The organism is Undibacterium sp. SXout7W (assembly GCF_049339385.1).
Lineage (GTDB): Bacteria > Pseudomonadota > Gammaproteobacteria > Burkholderiales > Burkholderiaceae_D > Undibacterium.
The window spans coordinates 154,671-170,019 of sequence record NZ_JBMPPF010000004.1 but is presented as its reverse complement, the minus strand read 5'-3'; the positions used below and the strand labels follow the sequence as shown (position 1 = coordinate 170,019).

13 protein-coding genes are annotated in these 15,349 nt (G+C 49.8%); 3 read left to right on the top strand and 10 right to left on the bottom strand.

Annotated features, from left to right (window positions below):
• Positions 1–23 precede the first annotated feature (23 nt).
• Complete coding sequence (locus tag ACO0LB_RS06065; protein WP_423047502.1) at positions 24–2,321, top strand: RelA/SpoT family protein; 2,298 nt, start codon at positions 24–26, stop codon at positions 2,319–2,321.
• A 212-nt stretch (positions 2,322–2,533) separates the two neighbouring features.
• Here the strand turns inward: ACO0LB_RS06065 and ACO0LB_RS06060 are convergent, their stop codons facing one another.
• Positions 2,534–3,886 carry a DUF3422 family protein gene (locus ACO0LB_RS06060; protein WP_423047500.1) on the bottom strand — a complete coding sequence of 451 codons (1,353 nt, stop codon included), beginning with the start codon at positions 3,884–3,886 and terminating at the stop codon, positions 2,534–2,536.
• Positions 3,887–3,909: 23 nt separating this feature from the next.
• Positions 3,910–4,440 (bottom strand): transcription elongation factor GreB, encoded by a 531-nt coding sequence (gene greB, locus ACO0LB_RS06055; RefSeq protein WP_423047498.1) that lies wholly within the window; start codon positions 4,438–4,440, stop codon positions 3,910–3,912.
• A 154-nt stretch (positions 4,441–4,594) separates the two neighbouring features.
• On the opposite strand from greB, the gene ACO0LB_RS06050 reads away from it, so the two are divergent.
• Both ACO0LB_RS06050 and ACO0LB_RS06045 read left to right on the top strand, forming a co-directional pair.
• Complete coding sequence (locus ACO0LB_RS06050; RefSeq protein WP_423047496.1) at positions 4,595–5,242, top strand: response regulator; 648 nt, start codon at positions 4,595–4,597, stop codon at positions 5,240–5,242.
• Positions 5,243–5,275: 33 nt separating this feature from the next.
• A complete protein-coding gene (locus ACO0LB_RS06045) occupies positions 5,276–6,976 on the top strand; it encodes a GGDEF domain-containing protein (protein WP_423047494.1) in 1,701 nt (566 codons plus the stop codon).
• Between the two features lie 55 nt (positions 6,977–7,031).
• On the opposite strand, the gene ACO0LB_RS06040 is transcribed toward ACO0LB_RS06045, so the two are convergent.
• From ACO0LB_RS06040 to ACO0LB_RS06005, 8 genes are all read right to left on the bottom strand, one after another.
• A complete protein-coding gene (locus ACO0LB_RS06040; RefSeq protein ID WP_423047492.1) occupies positions 7,032–7,781 on the bottom strand; it encodes a cephalosporin hydroxylase family protein in 750 nt (249 codons plus the stop codon).
• On the bottom strand, positions 7,778–8,602 hold the full coding sequence (locus tag ACO0LB_RS06035) for an NAD-dependent epimerase/dehydratase family protein (protein ID WP_423047491.1): 825 nt from the start codon (positions 8,600–8,602) through the stop codon (positions 7,778–7,780). The genes ACO0LB_RS06040 and ACO0LB_RS06035 overlap by 4 nt, the downstream gene beginning before the upstream one ends.
• Positions 8,599–9,087, bottom strand: a complete 489-nt coding sequence (locus ACO0LB_RS06030) for an acyltransferase (protein WP_423047489.1) — start codon at positions 9,085–9,087, stop codon at positions 8,599–8,601. The genes ACO0LB_RS06035 and ACO0LB_RS06030 overlap by 4 nt, the downstream gene beginning before the upstream one ends.
• 11 nt (positions 9,088–9,098) lie before the next feature.
• Positions 9,099–10,325 carry a methyltransferase domain-containing protein gene (locus ACO0LB_RS06025; RefSeq protein WP_423047487.1) on the bottom strand — a complete coding sequence of 409 codons (1,227 nt, stop codon included), beginning with the start codon at positions 10,323–10,325 and terminating at the stop codon, positions 9,099–9,101.
• Positions 10,322–10,885 (bottom strand): dTDP-4-dehydrorhamnose 3,5-epimerase family protein, encoded by a 564-nt coding sequence (locus ACO0LB_RS06020; protein ID WP_423047485.1) that lies wholly within the window; start codon positions 10,883–10,885, stop codon positions 10,322–10,324. The genes ACO0LB_RS06025 and ACO0LB_RS06020 overlap by 4 nt, the downstream gene beginning before the upstream one ends.
• Before the next feature lie 213 nt (positions 10,886–11,098).
• A complete protein-coding gene (rfbG, locus tag ACO0LB_RS06015; RefSeq protein ID WP_423047483.1) occupies positions 11,099–12,193 on the bottom strand; it encodes a CDP-glucose 4,6-dehydratase in 1,095 nt (364 codons plus the stop codon).
• Positions 12,178–12,948, bottom strand: a complete 771-nt coding sequence (gene rfbF / locus ACO0LB_RS06010; RefSeq protein ID WP_190478325.1) for a glucose-1-phosphate cytidylyltransferase — start codon at positions 12,946–12,948, stop codon at positions 12,178–12,180. The genes rfbG and rfbF overlap by 16 nt, the downstream gene beginning before the upstream one ends.
• Positions 12,945–15,149: a tetratricopeptide repeat protein gene (locus ACO0LB_RS06005; protein ID WP_423047480.1), complete on the bottom strand. Its 2,205-nt coding sequence runs from the start codon at positions 15,147–15,149 to the stop codon at positions 12,945–12,947. Before ACO0LB_RS06005 ends, rfbF begins: the two co-directional genes overlap by 4 nt.
• Positions 15,150–15,349 lie beyond the last annotated feature (200 nt).

Sequence of the window (15,349 nt, the reverse complement as noted above, 5' to 3'; positions counted from 1 at the left end):
ATTTATCGGCCGGGAGTAGCAGGATGAACATCATCAATGGCAATTCATCTGTAACAACAAAACCGGCCGACACAGGATCCGTCACTCCTATGCAAACTCAGGGTTCAGTTCCCGCTCCAAAAAATCAAGCTCCATCCTCCGCTAGCGCCATGCGCAATACACCCGCCAGCACTGGCGTGGCTTCCACCACTGCACTGAGTGCAAAATTATCCGAATACATGTCACCAGCCGATCTGAAGCTGGTCAAAGAAGCTTATCGCTTTTCGGATGAAATGCATCTCGGCCAGGTGAGAAAGTCTGGCGAACCCTACATCTCTCATCCAATTGCTGTCGCCGAAATTTGCGCCGACTGGAAGCTCGATGTACAGGCCATCATGGCGGCGCTGCTGCATGATGTCATGGAAGATCAGGATGTCAAAAAAGAAGAACTGATTGAACGTTTTGGCGCGCCGGTAGCAACGCTTGTCGATGGCTTATCCAAGCTCGAAAAAATTGAATTTCAAAGCCAGATCGAAGCTCAGGCAGAAAATTTTCGCAAAATGTTGTTGGCGATGGCGCGGGATGTCCGCGTCATTCTGGTCAAGCTTGCTGATCGCCTCCATAACATGCGCACCCTGGGTGTCATGGTGCCAGAAAAGAAACGTCGCATCTCGCGTGAAACGATGGATGTGTACGTTCCCATCGCGCATCGGCTCGGCCTGAACAATATCTATCGTGAATTACAGGATTTAGCGTTTTCTCACCTGTATCCGATGCGTTACCGCACATTGTCAAAAGCAGTCAAGGCGGCACGCGGCAATCGTCGCGAAGTGGTCAACAAGATCATGGACGCCGTGAAAACTTCACTACGCGAGGCAGGATTACAGGCGGAAGTGTATGGGCGCGAGAAAACACTGTACGGCATTTATAGAAAAATGCACGACAAGCACCTGAGTTTCTCTCAAGTACTGGACGTCTATGGTTTCCGGATTGTTGTCAGTGATTTTCGTGAGAGTTACTACGCACTCGGCACCCTGCATGCACTGTACAAACCAATGCCCGGTAAGTTCAAAGACTATATCGCCATTCCTAAAACGAACGGCTATCAGTCGCTGCACACCACATTGATCGGCCCCTATGGCACACCGGTCGAGTTTCAAATCCGCACGCAGGATATGCATCATGTCGCAGAGTCCGGCGTTGCGGCACACTGGCTGTATAAAAATGAAGAAGGCAGTTTGTCGGATTTGCAGCATCGCACCCACGCATGGCTGCAATCCCTGCTCGATATTCAAAAGCAAACTGGTGATTCCGCTGAGTTTCTCGAACATGTCAAAGTTGATCTGTTCCCGGATTCTGTGTATGTATTTACACCAAAATCTAAAATTATCGCTTTGCCACGTGGCGCAACTGCTCTCGACTTTGCGTACAACATCCATACGGATATTGGCGATCAAGCCATTGCAACGCGCATCAATCACGAACCGGTTCCACTACGGTCTGAGCTGAAAAATGGTGATATTGTTGAAATCATCACCTCGCCAGATTCCCGTCCCACACCAAACTGGCTAACGTATGTACGCACTGGCAAAGCCAGATCAGCGATACGTCATTATTTACGAACAATCAATCTGAATGAGTCCACAGAATTAGGCAAACAGCTATTGGCGCAAGCATTATTGTCCGTCAATCTGAATCCAGAACTGCCAGATGCGCTCATCGATAAATTACTCAATGAATCTACTGCAAAAGAAATTGACGAAATTTATACGGATATCGGCATAGGAAAGCGCATGGCGGCCTTGGTCGCAAGGCATATTCTTGATCTGGTTGAAGATGATTCGTCCTCTATTCCGTTCCAGCATTATGGTGACAAACAGAGTGCAAAACGTGATCCAGTCATTATCTACGGTAGTGAAGGCCTATCCGTGCAACTGGCGCCTTGCTGCTTGCCGATACCGGGTGATGGCATCGTCGGGCAGCTAAAACGTGATCAGGGCCTGATTGTGCACACCGATGATTGTGAGCACGCAAAACGCTTGCATATCAAAGAGCCTGATCGCTGGATTGACGTTAACTGGGGTGAAGACCTCAATCGCCGTTTTGATAGTCGGATTGTCGTTACCGTCAGCAACGAACGTGGCGCACTGGCGCGTATTGCCGCTGAAATTGGTGAGTCCGATGCCAATATCAGTCACGTCAATATGGAAGATGGCGATGCGAACGACATGACGCATATCCATTTCACCATACAAATTGAAGATCGTGCGCACCTCGCTCGTATCATGCGCAACATTCGCCATCTGAATGGTGTCACGCGGATTCTCAGAGAACATTCCTGACAGGATTTTGCGTCCTCAGCACATACTCCCCCCATTCATACCTAAAAATACGCTACTCACAGCAAAAACAAAGGCGTGTTTAAATATACTGGAGGGAGTATATTTGAGCCAATCAATGGCATCAGCATATCGATGCCATTGATTGACTTCAGTCAGCTACCTTTCAGTCGAGCGCCATCATCAGCAATCTGAACAATCAACATAAAACAAACTCAGGATAAGCGCTGATGCATTTTGCGCAATCCCCACCAGACAACACCAGCGATCACGGGAATCAGCATCCCTGTCACCAGATCAGGATTCAGCGGAATACCAAGCGCCTTCAATCCTTTGCCGGCATATTGAAATAAGCCAGCAACATAGTAGGTGATTGCCGCAACAGACAAACCCTCAACAGCCTGCTGTAAATGGAGTTGTTGCGCCGCATTCTTATTCATGCTTTGCAAAATTTTGCGGTTTTGCTGCTCTTGAACGATGCCGACGCGCGTACGCAGCAAATCATTGGTGTGCGCAATCCGCTCTGCCAGAGTCTCCTGACGACGCACAATCGCTTCGCAGGTATTCATTGCCGGTGCAAGACGCCTATCCATAAACTCTTCTATTGTCGGCACACCTTCCAGTCGCTCTTCCCGCAATTCTTCTATGCGTGAATTCACCAGAGTAAAGTAAGCTTTTGAGGCCGAGAACCGGTAACTGTTTTCCAAAGACAATTTTTCGATACGCGCCGCAAGATCAATAATCTGGCGCAACATTCCTTGTTCAGAATCGGTATCGGCCAACTCGGCACTGTTGTTATTGGCCATCGTCATTGCCGCAGTCAGCGTCACCAACTCACTTTCAATCGTATTCAGTACTGGTGCGGCGCGTTGTGCATGCGGCAAACCCAGCAAAGCCATCATGCGATAAGTTTCGATTTCGAGCAGCCGTTGCGCTACCCGCCCGGCTTGCTGATCCAGAAAAGCCATATCTTTGACGACAAAGCGACTAAATCCGTCCGCCTGAATCAAAAAATCTGTCCAGACCTGCCCATTTCCCAACACCTCACTGCCAACCAGTACCCCGCCCTCAAAAATCTGCATCAGAGAAGCATCAGCCTCGACCTCGCTATCAGCAGGAACCAGCGCAACGTGGGCTGCCACCATAATTTTTTCATGTAATTCAGCCAGCCATTGCTGCGGCAAATGGCGCAATGGCACCCGTTCAAAAATCCGGCTTCCCACCCAGTCATCGGGCACAATCGCATTCAGTTCATCGTTATGCTCAACAAATGAATACGTCGCAAACTCGGTATGGCACTCCCATTTCAGTCTGAATCGCCCGAAATCATGAAAAAAGTACTTGGCTTCACCCGAAATACTGGCAACGCCAAAATGTGCGCAAAATGAAGCCAGAATTGCTTGCTGAGTCCGTAAATTATCCCCGCCAAGATGAGCATCGCCAGTGGCATACACAGCAAGATGCGTGATCAGTTCAGGCGTACGCAGCCTTAATGAAGGTCGTGAGTGCACCTCTGCTGCCAGTGGCACTCGCAAAGGATGATTGAGTTGAGTGTAAGTAAGGCTCATACCGTATTGAAGAGTAAATAATTTTATTCGGGATAGCTGACATCAATAATCGTCAACTCATCCATACCAGCGGGTGTCTTCAGCATAACGGAATCTCCCACCCGGGCTTTGATCAATGCTCGTGCAACAGGCGACACCCAACTGATTTTTCCTTGCAAAGGATCAAATTCATCGACGCCGACTATGCACACTGTGACTTCTTGTCCTTGCTGGTTTTCATACACGACCGTCGCACCAAAGAAAATCTGATCCGAACCATGATGTACACGAGGATCAACCACTTCTGCAATATCGAGCCGCTTAGTCAAAAACCGAATGCGCCGATCAATCTCACGCAGACGACGCTTACCGTAAATATAATCACCATTTTCAGAACGATCACCATTCGAGGCTGCCCAATGCACTACTTGCACTATTTCCGGGCGTTCTACATCCATCAGATGTAAAAATTCCTGCTTCATCTTTTGATGACCTTCCGGCGTCATGTAATTTTTGACGCCAACTGGTATCGCAGGAGCACCTGCATCCTGATCGTCGTCTTGCTCTTGTTCCATAGATGTATTCATCAGCCTATTGTAACGGAGTAAATCAAATTATTTACGCTCTGTCTACCATAGCGACACCTTCCCTTATAAAATACAGTACATGATGACGCCAAAGCTCTGACACAAAGGCGCCACAACCAAGTTATACAGAAATGGATTATGCATGGCTGAAACCGTAGCAATCAAATTACTCATCGTTGATGACCACGCTGTGGTAAGAGAAGGTATCAAACATATCATTGGCACTACCAATGACATCAGTTTTGCAGGTGAAGCGACAACCGGATTCGAAGCAATACGCTTATCGCGTCAACTCGATTTCAATGTCATGTTGCTAGATATCGGTCTGCCCGACAAAAATGGTATAGAGGTACTGAAACAGATTAAATCTGAAAAACCAGCCAGTCAGATTCTGATATTTTCTGAGCACCGTGAAGATCAGTATGCCATCCGCTCACTCAAAGCAGGGGCGTCAGGCTACATGAGCAAGCATTACCAGCCTGAACAGATCATCGACGCGATACGCCAGGCAGCATCAGGACTTAAGTATGTCAGCCCGCAAATGGCACAAGCATTAGCCAACAATCTGAATCAGGAACACGAAGACCAGCTACACAAAACGCTCTCAGACAGAGAGTTTCAGACCATGACCATGATTGCCTCTGGCAAATCTGTGAGCGATATAGCCAGAGATTTATCATTATCAGTAAAGACAATCAGTGAATATCGTGCAAGAATCCTGTTGAAAATGAAATTGCGACACAATGCAGAACTGACTCACTATGCAATCAAAAATCAACTCGTAGACTAATCCGGGCACCGTAGTTAATACTGAACGAGCACAATGTCAAACAAACCAGATCAATCGCCATTCAAAAGCCCAACGGACATAGCACGCGAAACATTTCGTCAATTAGCTATCCAAAGAATTGCGCCGACACCGGAAGCCTACCAAAAGCTCTACAACCACATCGCTGGGGTGCCGGAACAGCCAGTTACCAATCCAGCAACTACAGCTCCCGCAGAGTCAGCCATCTCTGAAGCTGAAAATTTACTGGCAAGTTTTGCTACCAGTCTGCAAAATTCGCAAAGCGACTTGTCTGCATTCGGCCATCGTTTCACTCGCGCCATCAAAACCGGTAATTGGACGGATTTCAGCAAGGGACTGGAACTGCTGACCGAACGGATCGTGGCAAAACCTGTAGCACCTGCGACTTCAGCAACATCAGCATCAACTTCGGCATTGTCAGGCATCAGCCTGGTCGATCCAGCACCGCTCACCCCACCCACAAAAAGTAGCTTGAGCAGCATCTCACTGGTAGACGCTGCCCCTCTTTCTGACCCCCGTGTTTCAATCCTCCGGGATCTGCTCTACAGAACGCTGGCTTTGGCGTTAAACTCCTTACTCAAGCCAACACCACAACTGGCAAATGAATCCGAATCATTGGGTCTGGCAGTCAAAGAAGCAGAAAGCGAACCCGCCCTGAATCAGGTTGCCAGCAGACTCAAACAACTGTGCTTTCAGATTGAATTGCAAAGTGGCGACAGTGCTGAACAACAAGAATTATTACTGCGCTTGTTTGATTTACTACTGACGAATATTCATGATTTACTTGAAAATGACAACTGGCTGCGTGGGCAGATAGAAGTCGTACAGAATCTGATTGCCGGCCCTATTGATCATCGCGCACTGCAGGAAGCCACACGCAGCCTCAAAGACGTCATCTATAAACAGGCAACGCTGAAAAACAGCATTGCCGAATCCAAGACTTCGGTCAAAAATATGATGGCGACCTTCATTGATCGCCTCAATATTATGGTCACCAGCACCGGCAATTATCAACATAAGATGGATGACTATTCCCACAAGATCGGCGCAGCCCAAAGTGCCAATGAGGTCACCACCATTATTGCCAACATCCTCAATGACACTCGTAACGTACAGTCAGAAACTGTGCGCTCACGCGACATGATTGTCGCTGCGCAAAAAGAAGTCAGTGAAGCCGAAGCGCGCATTAAAGATCTGGAAAACAAACTTGCTCACATGAGCGAACTAGTGCGTGAAGATCAACTGACAGGCAGCCTGAATCGTCGCGGCATGGATGACGTATTCGAACGCGAAGCCGACCGCGCAGACCGTCGCAACACCGAATTGTGCGTGGCATTACTGGATCTGGATAATTTCAAGAAATTAAATGACACGCATGGACATGCGGCAGGCGACGAGGCGCTCATTCATGTCGTTCGTATCGTCAAACAGACATTGCGCTCCATTGACGTCATCGCACGCTATGGCGGCGAAGAATTCGTCATCATCATGCCTGAAACCGGTTTAGAAGAAGCCGCACAAGCGATGACCAGAGTACAGCGCGAACTCACTAAACATTTTTTCACGGCCAACGATCAGCGATTATTTATCACATTCAGTGCCGGAGTCGCTTTACGCGCGCCAAGAGAGCCACAGGAAGCAGCAATCAAGCGCGCAGATAAAGCGATGTATGAAGCAAAGCAGAGTGGCAAAAACCGGGTCATCAAAGCCAGATAAACGGCATTCTACATATCTGACTTTGGCCTGTCTGCCTTACTTCATATTCCACGTTTTATGCAATTTTTTTGAGGAAGCCATCCGGTGCAACCGTAATCTGCAATTTATGTTGCATCGCCTTGTCAATCTCAAATTCAGGATGTGTTTGTAGATACTGATGCACTGCTGTTTTAGGACTATTCCCTGGCTGCCATGGGCGACTGTCAAATACATCAGCCGGAACATCTTCGACAAAGGTATCAAACACCACGCAGTAGCTGCCCTTACTGACCAGCGGCGCATACGCTTCCAGTTCAGCCAGGACGTGTTCATGAGTGTGATTCGAATCGAGAAAAACGATCACTTTTTGCTTATCTTTGGCGGCAGCATGTACTTGCGCGACAATCTCCGGTGCCACGCTTGAACCTTGCAGCATCGTGATGCGCTTCGACATCGGGTGCTCCAGTATCGCCTGTTTATTGTGTTCACGGATATCAATATCAATGCCGAGAACGCGTGCATCCGGATTACCACCACATGCCGCAATCAGCTCAAGCATCGATGCAGAAAAAATGATGGAGCCGCCATGCGCAATACCTGTCTCGATGACCAGATCAGGCTGCACCGTCCACATCAGTTCCTGCATCGCCAGTATGTCGATGGGATTCTGGATAATAGGACGTCCCAGCCACGAAAAATTATAGACATACTGTTTGCGCATACTCTGCTCCAGCCAGTCGCGGGACTGCGCCTGAAACGCATGGTCTTGCCCAAGTTGTTCTATGCGCGCTGCGCGTTCGGCTTCAAATTGCTGAATAGGGTTCATGGTGTCTCGCAATAGTGTGAGTAAAGGGTAGGCAAATCCGTTGCCAGTTCGTGGTGAGACGCGCCGCAAAGCGCATGTAATTTTGCAACGTTCATGGTGGGAAACAAGATATCTGGCGCATTGTTTTGAAACTCACAGCGTACTCCTTGCCTCTGCAAGATGCTGGCGACTTCGGCGTTCGACACATTGCAGCCGCTGGCCAGATTATAAATTCCTGCTTCGCCGTGTTGTGCAATGATGGGCAGACAGCGCACCACATCCTGTACCGCGATGTAATCTTTTTGCGATTGCGGCGAACTGCGAAAGACAACACATTTGTCTTTGGCTGCTGATGTCAGCACTTCGGACAAAAAATTCTGCGTTGGCATAGGTAATCCATAAACATTCGATAAGCGAACGATCCGGACATCGCGCTGACTATTCAGACACAGGCTTTCGCCCATCAGCTTGGAAATGTTGTACAGATCGCCGGAAACGTGGGAGCGTACCTGTAAAACCGCGTCTTCATCCGTCGTGCTTGCCCCGGCATATACCCGCGTACTGGACAAGTAAGTCAAGCTCAGAAAAGAAGCCTGTTGCAATACGTTCGACAACAATGCAACATGCGCCTCCACCGTGTCATACGGGCGCTGACGAAAATCTGCCGTCAGGCCAGCGCAATAAAAGACGTGTCCTAGATCGCGTTGAAACACGCTCACATCATCGCGCAACGGCACATCGCAGATCCAGCCAAGACTGCGCAATTGCGCCTGCAAATACCGCCCGACAAATCCATGACCGCCAATCAGAGTGGCATGCATCGCTGCGGTCGGCACGCTCATTCGCGCCACCCGACCCGGCGTAAAGGAACGCCGACATTAATCGAAAAAGCGGGTACCTCAGAGCGCACGATAGAACCCGCGCCAATGACACAACCCTGCCGCAACACAGCGCCATCGAGAATCACACAATTAGCACCGATCCAGACATCATCTTCAATCACAATACCGCCCTTGCTTGGCAAAAAGCCCTGCTGATTGATCCGTCGACTTTTATCCTGATATGCATGATTGACGGGGGCAAAAGTACAGTTTGCCGCGATCGCCACATCGTTGCCAATGCGAATACCGTTACCGGTGTAGAGCACGCAACCGGAATTAATCGTGGTGCGCTCTCCGATCTCGACATCACCGCTGCCGCCCGCGGGTTTGAATTTGACAAAGCTATCGATACTGGACAACGCACCGATCACGATGCGGGTGCCGCGCACTGAATCTTCAATATCTGCCAGCTTGGAAATACGCGCATCGGGATGAATCTCGATCACAATAAACTCCTTTACAGAAGACGCAATTGTGGAATAGCGACGACAAAACGGGCATTCCATTCTTTGACCGCAGCCAGATCATGCATGATTTCTTCCTGCAAATTCCACGGCAAAATCAGAATTCTGTCAGGTTTATCGGCCAGCAAATGCACCAGACTGACAATCGGAATCCGGCTACCGGGAAGAAACTTGCCCTGCTTGTGCGGATTAATATCCACCACATAAGGTAATAAGTCAGGCCGTATGCCGGAAAAATTCAGCAATGTATTTCCTTTGGCAGCAGCACCGTAGGCGGCGACGCGCAGATTCTGGCGCTGGCAATCGAGCAGGAATTCCAACAGATCGAATTTCGCCTGCTCCGCCCTACTTTGCACATCACGGTAAAACGGTAGTGCATTTATACCAGCATCGCGTTCTTTCGCCAGAATATCGCCAACGCCAGGCTGCACGGCTCTGGCTTTGACATCGGCACGTTGCGCCAACACGCGCAAACTGCCGCCATGTGTAGGCCACTCCTGCACATCGATGATCTGCAAACCATTGCGCTCGAATATCGTTTGCACCGCATGCAAAGACAAATACGAATAATGCTCGTGATACGCGGTATCAAACTGATTTTGCTGCACCATGTTGAGCAGATGCGGAAACTCAAAACTAGCAACACCTGCGGGTTTTAACAACAGTGCAAATCCTGCGACAAAGTCATTAATATCAGGCACATGTGCCAGCACATTGTTGGCCACGGTCAGATCCGCCGACTGCCCTTGCGCGACCAGTTCCGCAGCAAGCTCACGCCCGAAAAAGCGCTCAACGACAGGAATACCTTTGGCTCGCGCAGCATTGGCGGTGCTCTGCGTAGGCTCAATACCCAGGCAGGGAATGTCTGCTGCCTTTACATATTGCAGCAGATAACCATCATTCGCCGCCACTTCCACCACCAGACTCTGGGAATCAAGCGCCAGCTGCGCGCGTATGGTCGTCACAAACTGTTCGGCGTGACGTAACCAGCTCGACGAACATGAACTGAAATAAGCATAGTCGGCATCAAACAGATTTTCGCGTCCAGTAAAATCCAGTGTCTGCACCAACCAGCACGCATCGCACACCATCAGTGTCAATGGCAGCCAGACTTCAGCCTGATGCAATGCTTCTGCAGTCAAGTAAGCATTCGACGGTGGTGCGCTCCCCAGATCCAGAAAAGGCTGCGTCAGAGCTTGACCACAATGTCGGCATTTCATACGTTCACTCCCTCAAAATCATCATCCAGCAACAGCCACTGCCGGTCTTTGTCAGACATCGCCGTCACCGGCAAAGGCCAGCCTATCGCCAGCCGCTCGTCAAACACATTCAAGCCCATTTCCGCCGTCGGCTGATAGGCGTGACTATGGCAATACAACATTTCAACATGGTCCGTCAATGTCTGAAAACCATGCGCAAACCCTTGTGGTATCAGGAATGAGCGCTTATTCTCGGCAGACAGCACTTCGGCATGCCATTGCAAAAACGTAGGGGAATCTTTACGCAGATCGACGGCAACATCCCAGACCGCTCCTTGCAGACAGGTAATCAATTTCATTTCGGCATGCGGTGGCAATTGCAAATGCAGTCCCCGCACACTGCCTTTTTCCAGTGTCTGTGTGTGATTCACTTGTGCGACACCCTGCGTCCAACCGAATTCCACCAGTTCCTCTGCGCAAAACAGGCGCTGAAAATAGCCGCGCGTATCCGCCAGCGGCCGACGCTGCAAGAGCGACAAACCGATGATCGGTGTCGTCAACAGTTCAAATCGTTGTGCCATACATTTTTATCTTCATCAGACCCGATTCACTATCTTGATTTGGCGTTACTACTGCCTGTTTTCATATACTCCCCCCACTTTTGAGAAATTTCCATCTGATCTCCTTGAAAATAAAGGAGCTTGAAATATACCCGGGGGGGAGTATATAGAAGTCATTTTCCTCACTTTTTCCTGTTCACACTTACCTTTGCGCCGGATTTTCTGGCAGCGTCCTTATTCTGTACCGAGTAAAAATGCGTCCAGGTCGCGCTCGCACAAATCGCTGGCACTCACGCCTTGCTCAAAATCGCGATACCAGCACATCGTTCGGCGCACCGCGCTCTGCAAATCCCAGCGTGCGCGTATGCCCAGTTCACGCCGAGCCTTGCTGACATCCAGCGCCAGCAAACCTGCTTCATGCGGACCAATGATGTCGTGTGCAAAATCGACCTCACCGCCACCATAAGCGCCCTGCGCCAGTTCGACAACTTCACGCACCGTTGCAACTTCGTCCGGCCCAAAATTCCAGGCTTCGCCCAGCCCCGGCAAATGGTAAGCCCGTTGCGCCAGGGTCAGATAAGCCGAAACGGGTTCCAGTACATGTTGCCATGGCCGCACTGATTCCGGGCGACGTATCTGCAGACGCTCATGCCTTTGCCATGCACGCACTGCATCCGGCAGCAAGCGATCTTCCGACCAGTCGCCGCCACCGATCACATTACCCGCTCTGGCGACCGCAACCGTCACGCCCTGCTCTGCCAGAAATGCCGAGCGATAACCGGCGATTACTAATTCAGAAGCCGCTTTACTCGCGCTGTACGGATCATGCCCGCCCAACTCTGCTGTCTCTGGATACGGCGTCAACAACTCGCGGTTACGATAGACTTTATCAGTCGTCACCATCAGCGCCACGCGGACGCTGTTCACACCGCGCAAGGCATCGAGCACGTTGGCGGTTCCCATCACATTACTGGAGAAGGTATCGAGCGGATCTTTATAACTTGGCCGCACCAGCGCCTGCGCCGCCAGATGCAAAACGATTTCCGGCTGACTTTCGGCCACTATCTGACGCACCAGCGCAGCATCGCGGATATCACCGATATGACTCTGCATGCGCCCGGCCAACCCCAGCGCATCAAACAGATCCGGCGAGGTACGCGGCGCCAGCGCCAGACCGGTCACTGTCGCGCCCATACGCAGCAACCAGAATGCCAGCCATGCACCTTTAAAACCGGTGTGCCCGGTCAGCAAGACCCGTCGCCCCTGCCAGAAGCTGGGCTCAGGCGAGGGAAATGTATTGATACCCCCGGTATTTACCATGTTCGCCATGGCGCCTGCCCTGATTGCCACAAATCTTCCAACAGATTTTTCTCGCGCAGCGTATCCATAGGCTGCCAGAAACCAGCGTGTTCGTAGGCCATGAGTTGCTGCTGTTGCGCTAATCTGGCCAAGGGTTCCGCTTCCCAGCTGACGCTGTCGTCACCAATAAAATCGAGCACTTTGGGAGACAACACAAAATATCCCCCGTTGATCCAACCGCCATCACCGCGAGGTTTTTCCGTAAAACCTGCGACCTGATCGCCGTCACGCTCCAGCGCGCCATAACGCCCCGGTGGCAATACCGCCGTGACGGTTGCGAGCTTGCCGTGATTTTTGTGAAACGCGATCGAGGCAGCGATATCGAGATCAGAAACACCATCGCCATAAGTGAAGCAAAAGGCTTCCTCGTCCTGTACGTAACGCGCTACACGTTTGAGCCGCCCACCTGTCATCGTGTCTTCGCCCGTATCCACCAGCGTGACCTTCCATGGTTCGGCATGTCTTTCGTGCACTTCCATACGATTGTGCTGCATATCGAAGGTGACATCCGACATGTGCAAAAAGTAGTTCGCAAAATACTCTTTGATCAGATAGCCTTTATAACCACAGCAGATCACAAATTCATTCACCCCATGCGCTGAGTAGCTCTTCATGATGTGCCACAAAATCGGATGACCGCCGATTTCTATCATCGGTTTTGGCTTCAGATGGGTTTCTTCTGATATACGCGTTCCCAGACCACCGGCCAGAATCACTGCTTTCATTGCGCATTCTCCTTGCAGTAAATCTCCCACATGCCGCGATAGGCTTTTTCCACATCGCAGGCAAAACCTGGCTCATCCATCAATGGTGAGGCTTCCATCTCGGCACGCAGCGTCTGCCGTAAATGCACAAGGCCATCAACATCATGTGCGAGGATCAGCGCTTTCTGCGCATATTCCATTTCGGTTTGCGCCACCCATTCGTCGCGGCCCATCCCCCTTAACACGCTGGCACCAATTCGTCCGACGGATGGTCGATCAGCCAGTGTAATGAAAGGAATACCCATATAAATACTCTCCAGCAGCGTCGTACCGGAATTATGCGGAAAACAGTCGAGGCCGATATCAATTTGCTTCAAGACTTCCCATGATGGGCTGGTAAAACCGATCTCCAGCCGGGACCTATCGATGCCGTATTGCATGAAACGCGATGCCATTTCATCCTGCACTTTGACGTCTTTAAAGTCGCCACTATTAATAATCAGACGAGAATTCGGCATCGCGTCCAGTATCGCTGACCAGACCTTCACAACCTTATGATTGATACGGACTGAGCGCGACAGGCTGCCAAAAGTAATCACGCCCGTTTCTAGCACCGGGGGCGGCACCAGCTCAGCTTTACGTACATCCGGACGATAGGTATACGCAGGCCCATCCAGGCACCAGACTTTTTCAGAAAACAGGTGGGCGCAGTTGTCAGTGACCGTGGCTTTGTCCGTCAGGTAATAATCAATCGCAGTCAAACCCGTTGTGTAGCCGTATTCAAGCCAATGCAGGGAAACAGGCGCAGGTTTGCGAGCAAAGACGCCCAGGCGGTTACTGTTAGTGTGTCCGGCAACATCAATCAACACGTCAATGCCATCTGCGCGGATACGTTCTGCCAGTTCTGCATCGGTCATTTCGCGTGTATAGATCCAGTGATCAACCGATTTTTTGTAATATTCCGTTGTTTCATCTTCAAACGGCGGATTCGCATACGCATAGACTTCGACCTGACTCTTATCGTGCTTTTCCAGCAAAGGCAACAGGAAATATTTACAGACCTGGTTGTAAAACGCCTGCGCGACGTACCCGACCTTCAAACGTTTATTTGGATCGCGTACGTTATCAAAAGGACGCCAGAAGACTTTATTTGGCAAACCAAAACGCTGATCGAAATCCTGATACGCGCCGAAAATGGCTTCTGCGGGTAAATCGGGGTGGTAATTCAGGCAGAACAGCAAATTGCTGAATATTTTGCGATTAAACGAAGACTGCGAGTCTTTTTTAAATGACAGCGCCCGCATATAGGCCTCAATCGCAGGATCGAGATGATTAGCCTCGCGCAGGGCATCGCCGTAGCCACCCCAGAATTCCGGGATATTCGCGCAACGATCCATCGCTTCATTACCGCATTCAATCGCACGCTGCACCTCGCCGTTCTGCCTCAGCGCATCAATCAGGTTCGGATACACCTGAATCAGATCAGGCTGCAATTCCAGTGCGGTATAAAAACACTTAATGCCTTCACTGTATTGAGTATTCTCACGATATGCTAGGCCTAAATTATTGTGAACATAAGCAAGACCGGGATTAAGACGTACCGCAATCTGCAAAGTATCTACGGCAGCCTGCGTCTGCCCTATCATCCGTAAGGCATTGCCAAGATTATTCTGCGCCACCACCATCGCCGGATCAATTGAGACCGCTTTCCGCAAATAAGTAGCTGCCTCGGCACAACGTTCCAAAGATATCAGCGCGTTACCAATATTCGCCAGCACATGAGGATTATTCGGCAATAGCGCCACGGCGTGTTGAAGCGCTTCGTAGGCTTCGGGATATTTGCCCTGCTCCAGGCGGCTGATGCCAAGGTAATCCCAGGCAATGCCATCTTTAGGATTAAATCCTGTCAGCCACAGGCTGGCAATTTCCAGTTGTTCAAATGAATGACTCTGTATATACCGATTGAGCACTTGATAATAAGCATGCTTATCTGAATTGAATTGCTGCGCTCCTGTGAATGCTTTCTGCAAAAAAAGAAGCGACTCTTCATTCAAGCCAGCTTCAAAAGCTAATTTAGCAAGAAAATAATTGGCATCCTGATGCAAAGGGTATTGCTGAACAATTCGCAGACAAAGCGCTTTCGCCTTCTCTGTCTGATTTGCCTTATATAAAGCCTTCGCTTCTTTAAATGCATTTCCGGGATGCAAGCCAGCTTTACTCATTATGTTTTCTCAATAAGGTTGCAAAGGTCAAAAATCTTATTAAAACCATCATAGAGTTCTCTATTCAGGCGAATAAAACTCATTTTATAGGGAAAAAATAAATACTTAAGGCCAAACAAAGGGGTGAAAGATATTTAAATTAAGCCCTCAAGAAATTTAAAAAGCTGTCGAAGAGCGGAGCGCATCAAAAAACTTAAGGA

Bases quoted from the DNA above. Each gene is read 5' to 3' on its own strand.
- ACO0LB_RS06065 (WP_423047502.1), top strand. From the start codon at position 24: ATGAACATCATCAATGGCAATTCATCTGTAACAACAAAACCGGCCGAC.
- ACO0LB_RS06060 (WP_423047500.1), bottom strand. From the start codon at position 3,886: ATGAGCCTTACTTACACTCAACTCAATCATCCTTTGCGAGTGCCACTG.
- greB (WP_423047498.1), bottom strand. From the start codon at position 4,440: ATGGAACAAGAGCAAGACGACGATCAGGATGCAGGTGCTCCTGCGATA.
- ACO0LB_RS06050 (WP_423047496.1), top strand. From the start codon at position 4,595: ATGGCTGAAACCGTAGCAATCAAATTACTCATCGTTGATGACCACGCT.
- ACO0LB_RS06045 (WP_423047494.1), top strand. From the start codon at position 5,276: ATGTCAAACAAACCAGATCAATCGCCATTCAAAAGCCCAACGGACATA.
- ACO0LB_RS06040 (WP_423047492.1), bottom strand. From the start codon at position 7,781: ATGAACCCTATTCAGCAATTTGAAGCCGAACGCGCAGCGCGCATAGAA.
- ACO0LB_RS06035 (WP_423047491.1), bottom strand. From the start codon at position 8,602: ATGAGCGTGCCGACCGCAGCGATGCATGCCACTCTGATTGGCGGTCAT.
- ACO0LB_RS06025 (WP_423047487.1), bottom strand. From the start codon at position 10,325: ATGAAATGCCGACATTGTGGTCAAGCTCTGACGCAGCCTTTTCTGGAT.
- ACO0LB_RS06020 (WP_423047485.1), bottom strand. From the start codon at position 10,885: ATGGCACAACGATTTGAACTGTTGACGACACCGATCATCGGTTTGTCG.
- rfbG (WP_423047483.1), bottom strand. From the start codon at position 12,193: ATGGCGAACATGGTAAATACCGGGGGTATCAATACATTTCCCTCGCCT.
- rfbF (WP_190478325.1), bottom strand. From the start codon at position 12,948: ATGAAAGCAGTGATTCTGGCCGGTGGTCTGGGAACGCGTATATCAGAA.
- ACO0LB_RS06005 (WP_423047480.1), bottom strand. From the start codon at position 15,149: ATGAGTAAAGCTGGCTTGCATCCCGGAAATGCATTTAAAGAAGCGAAG.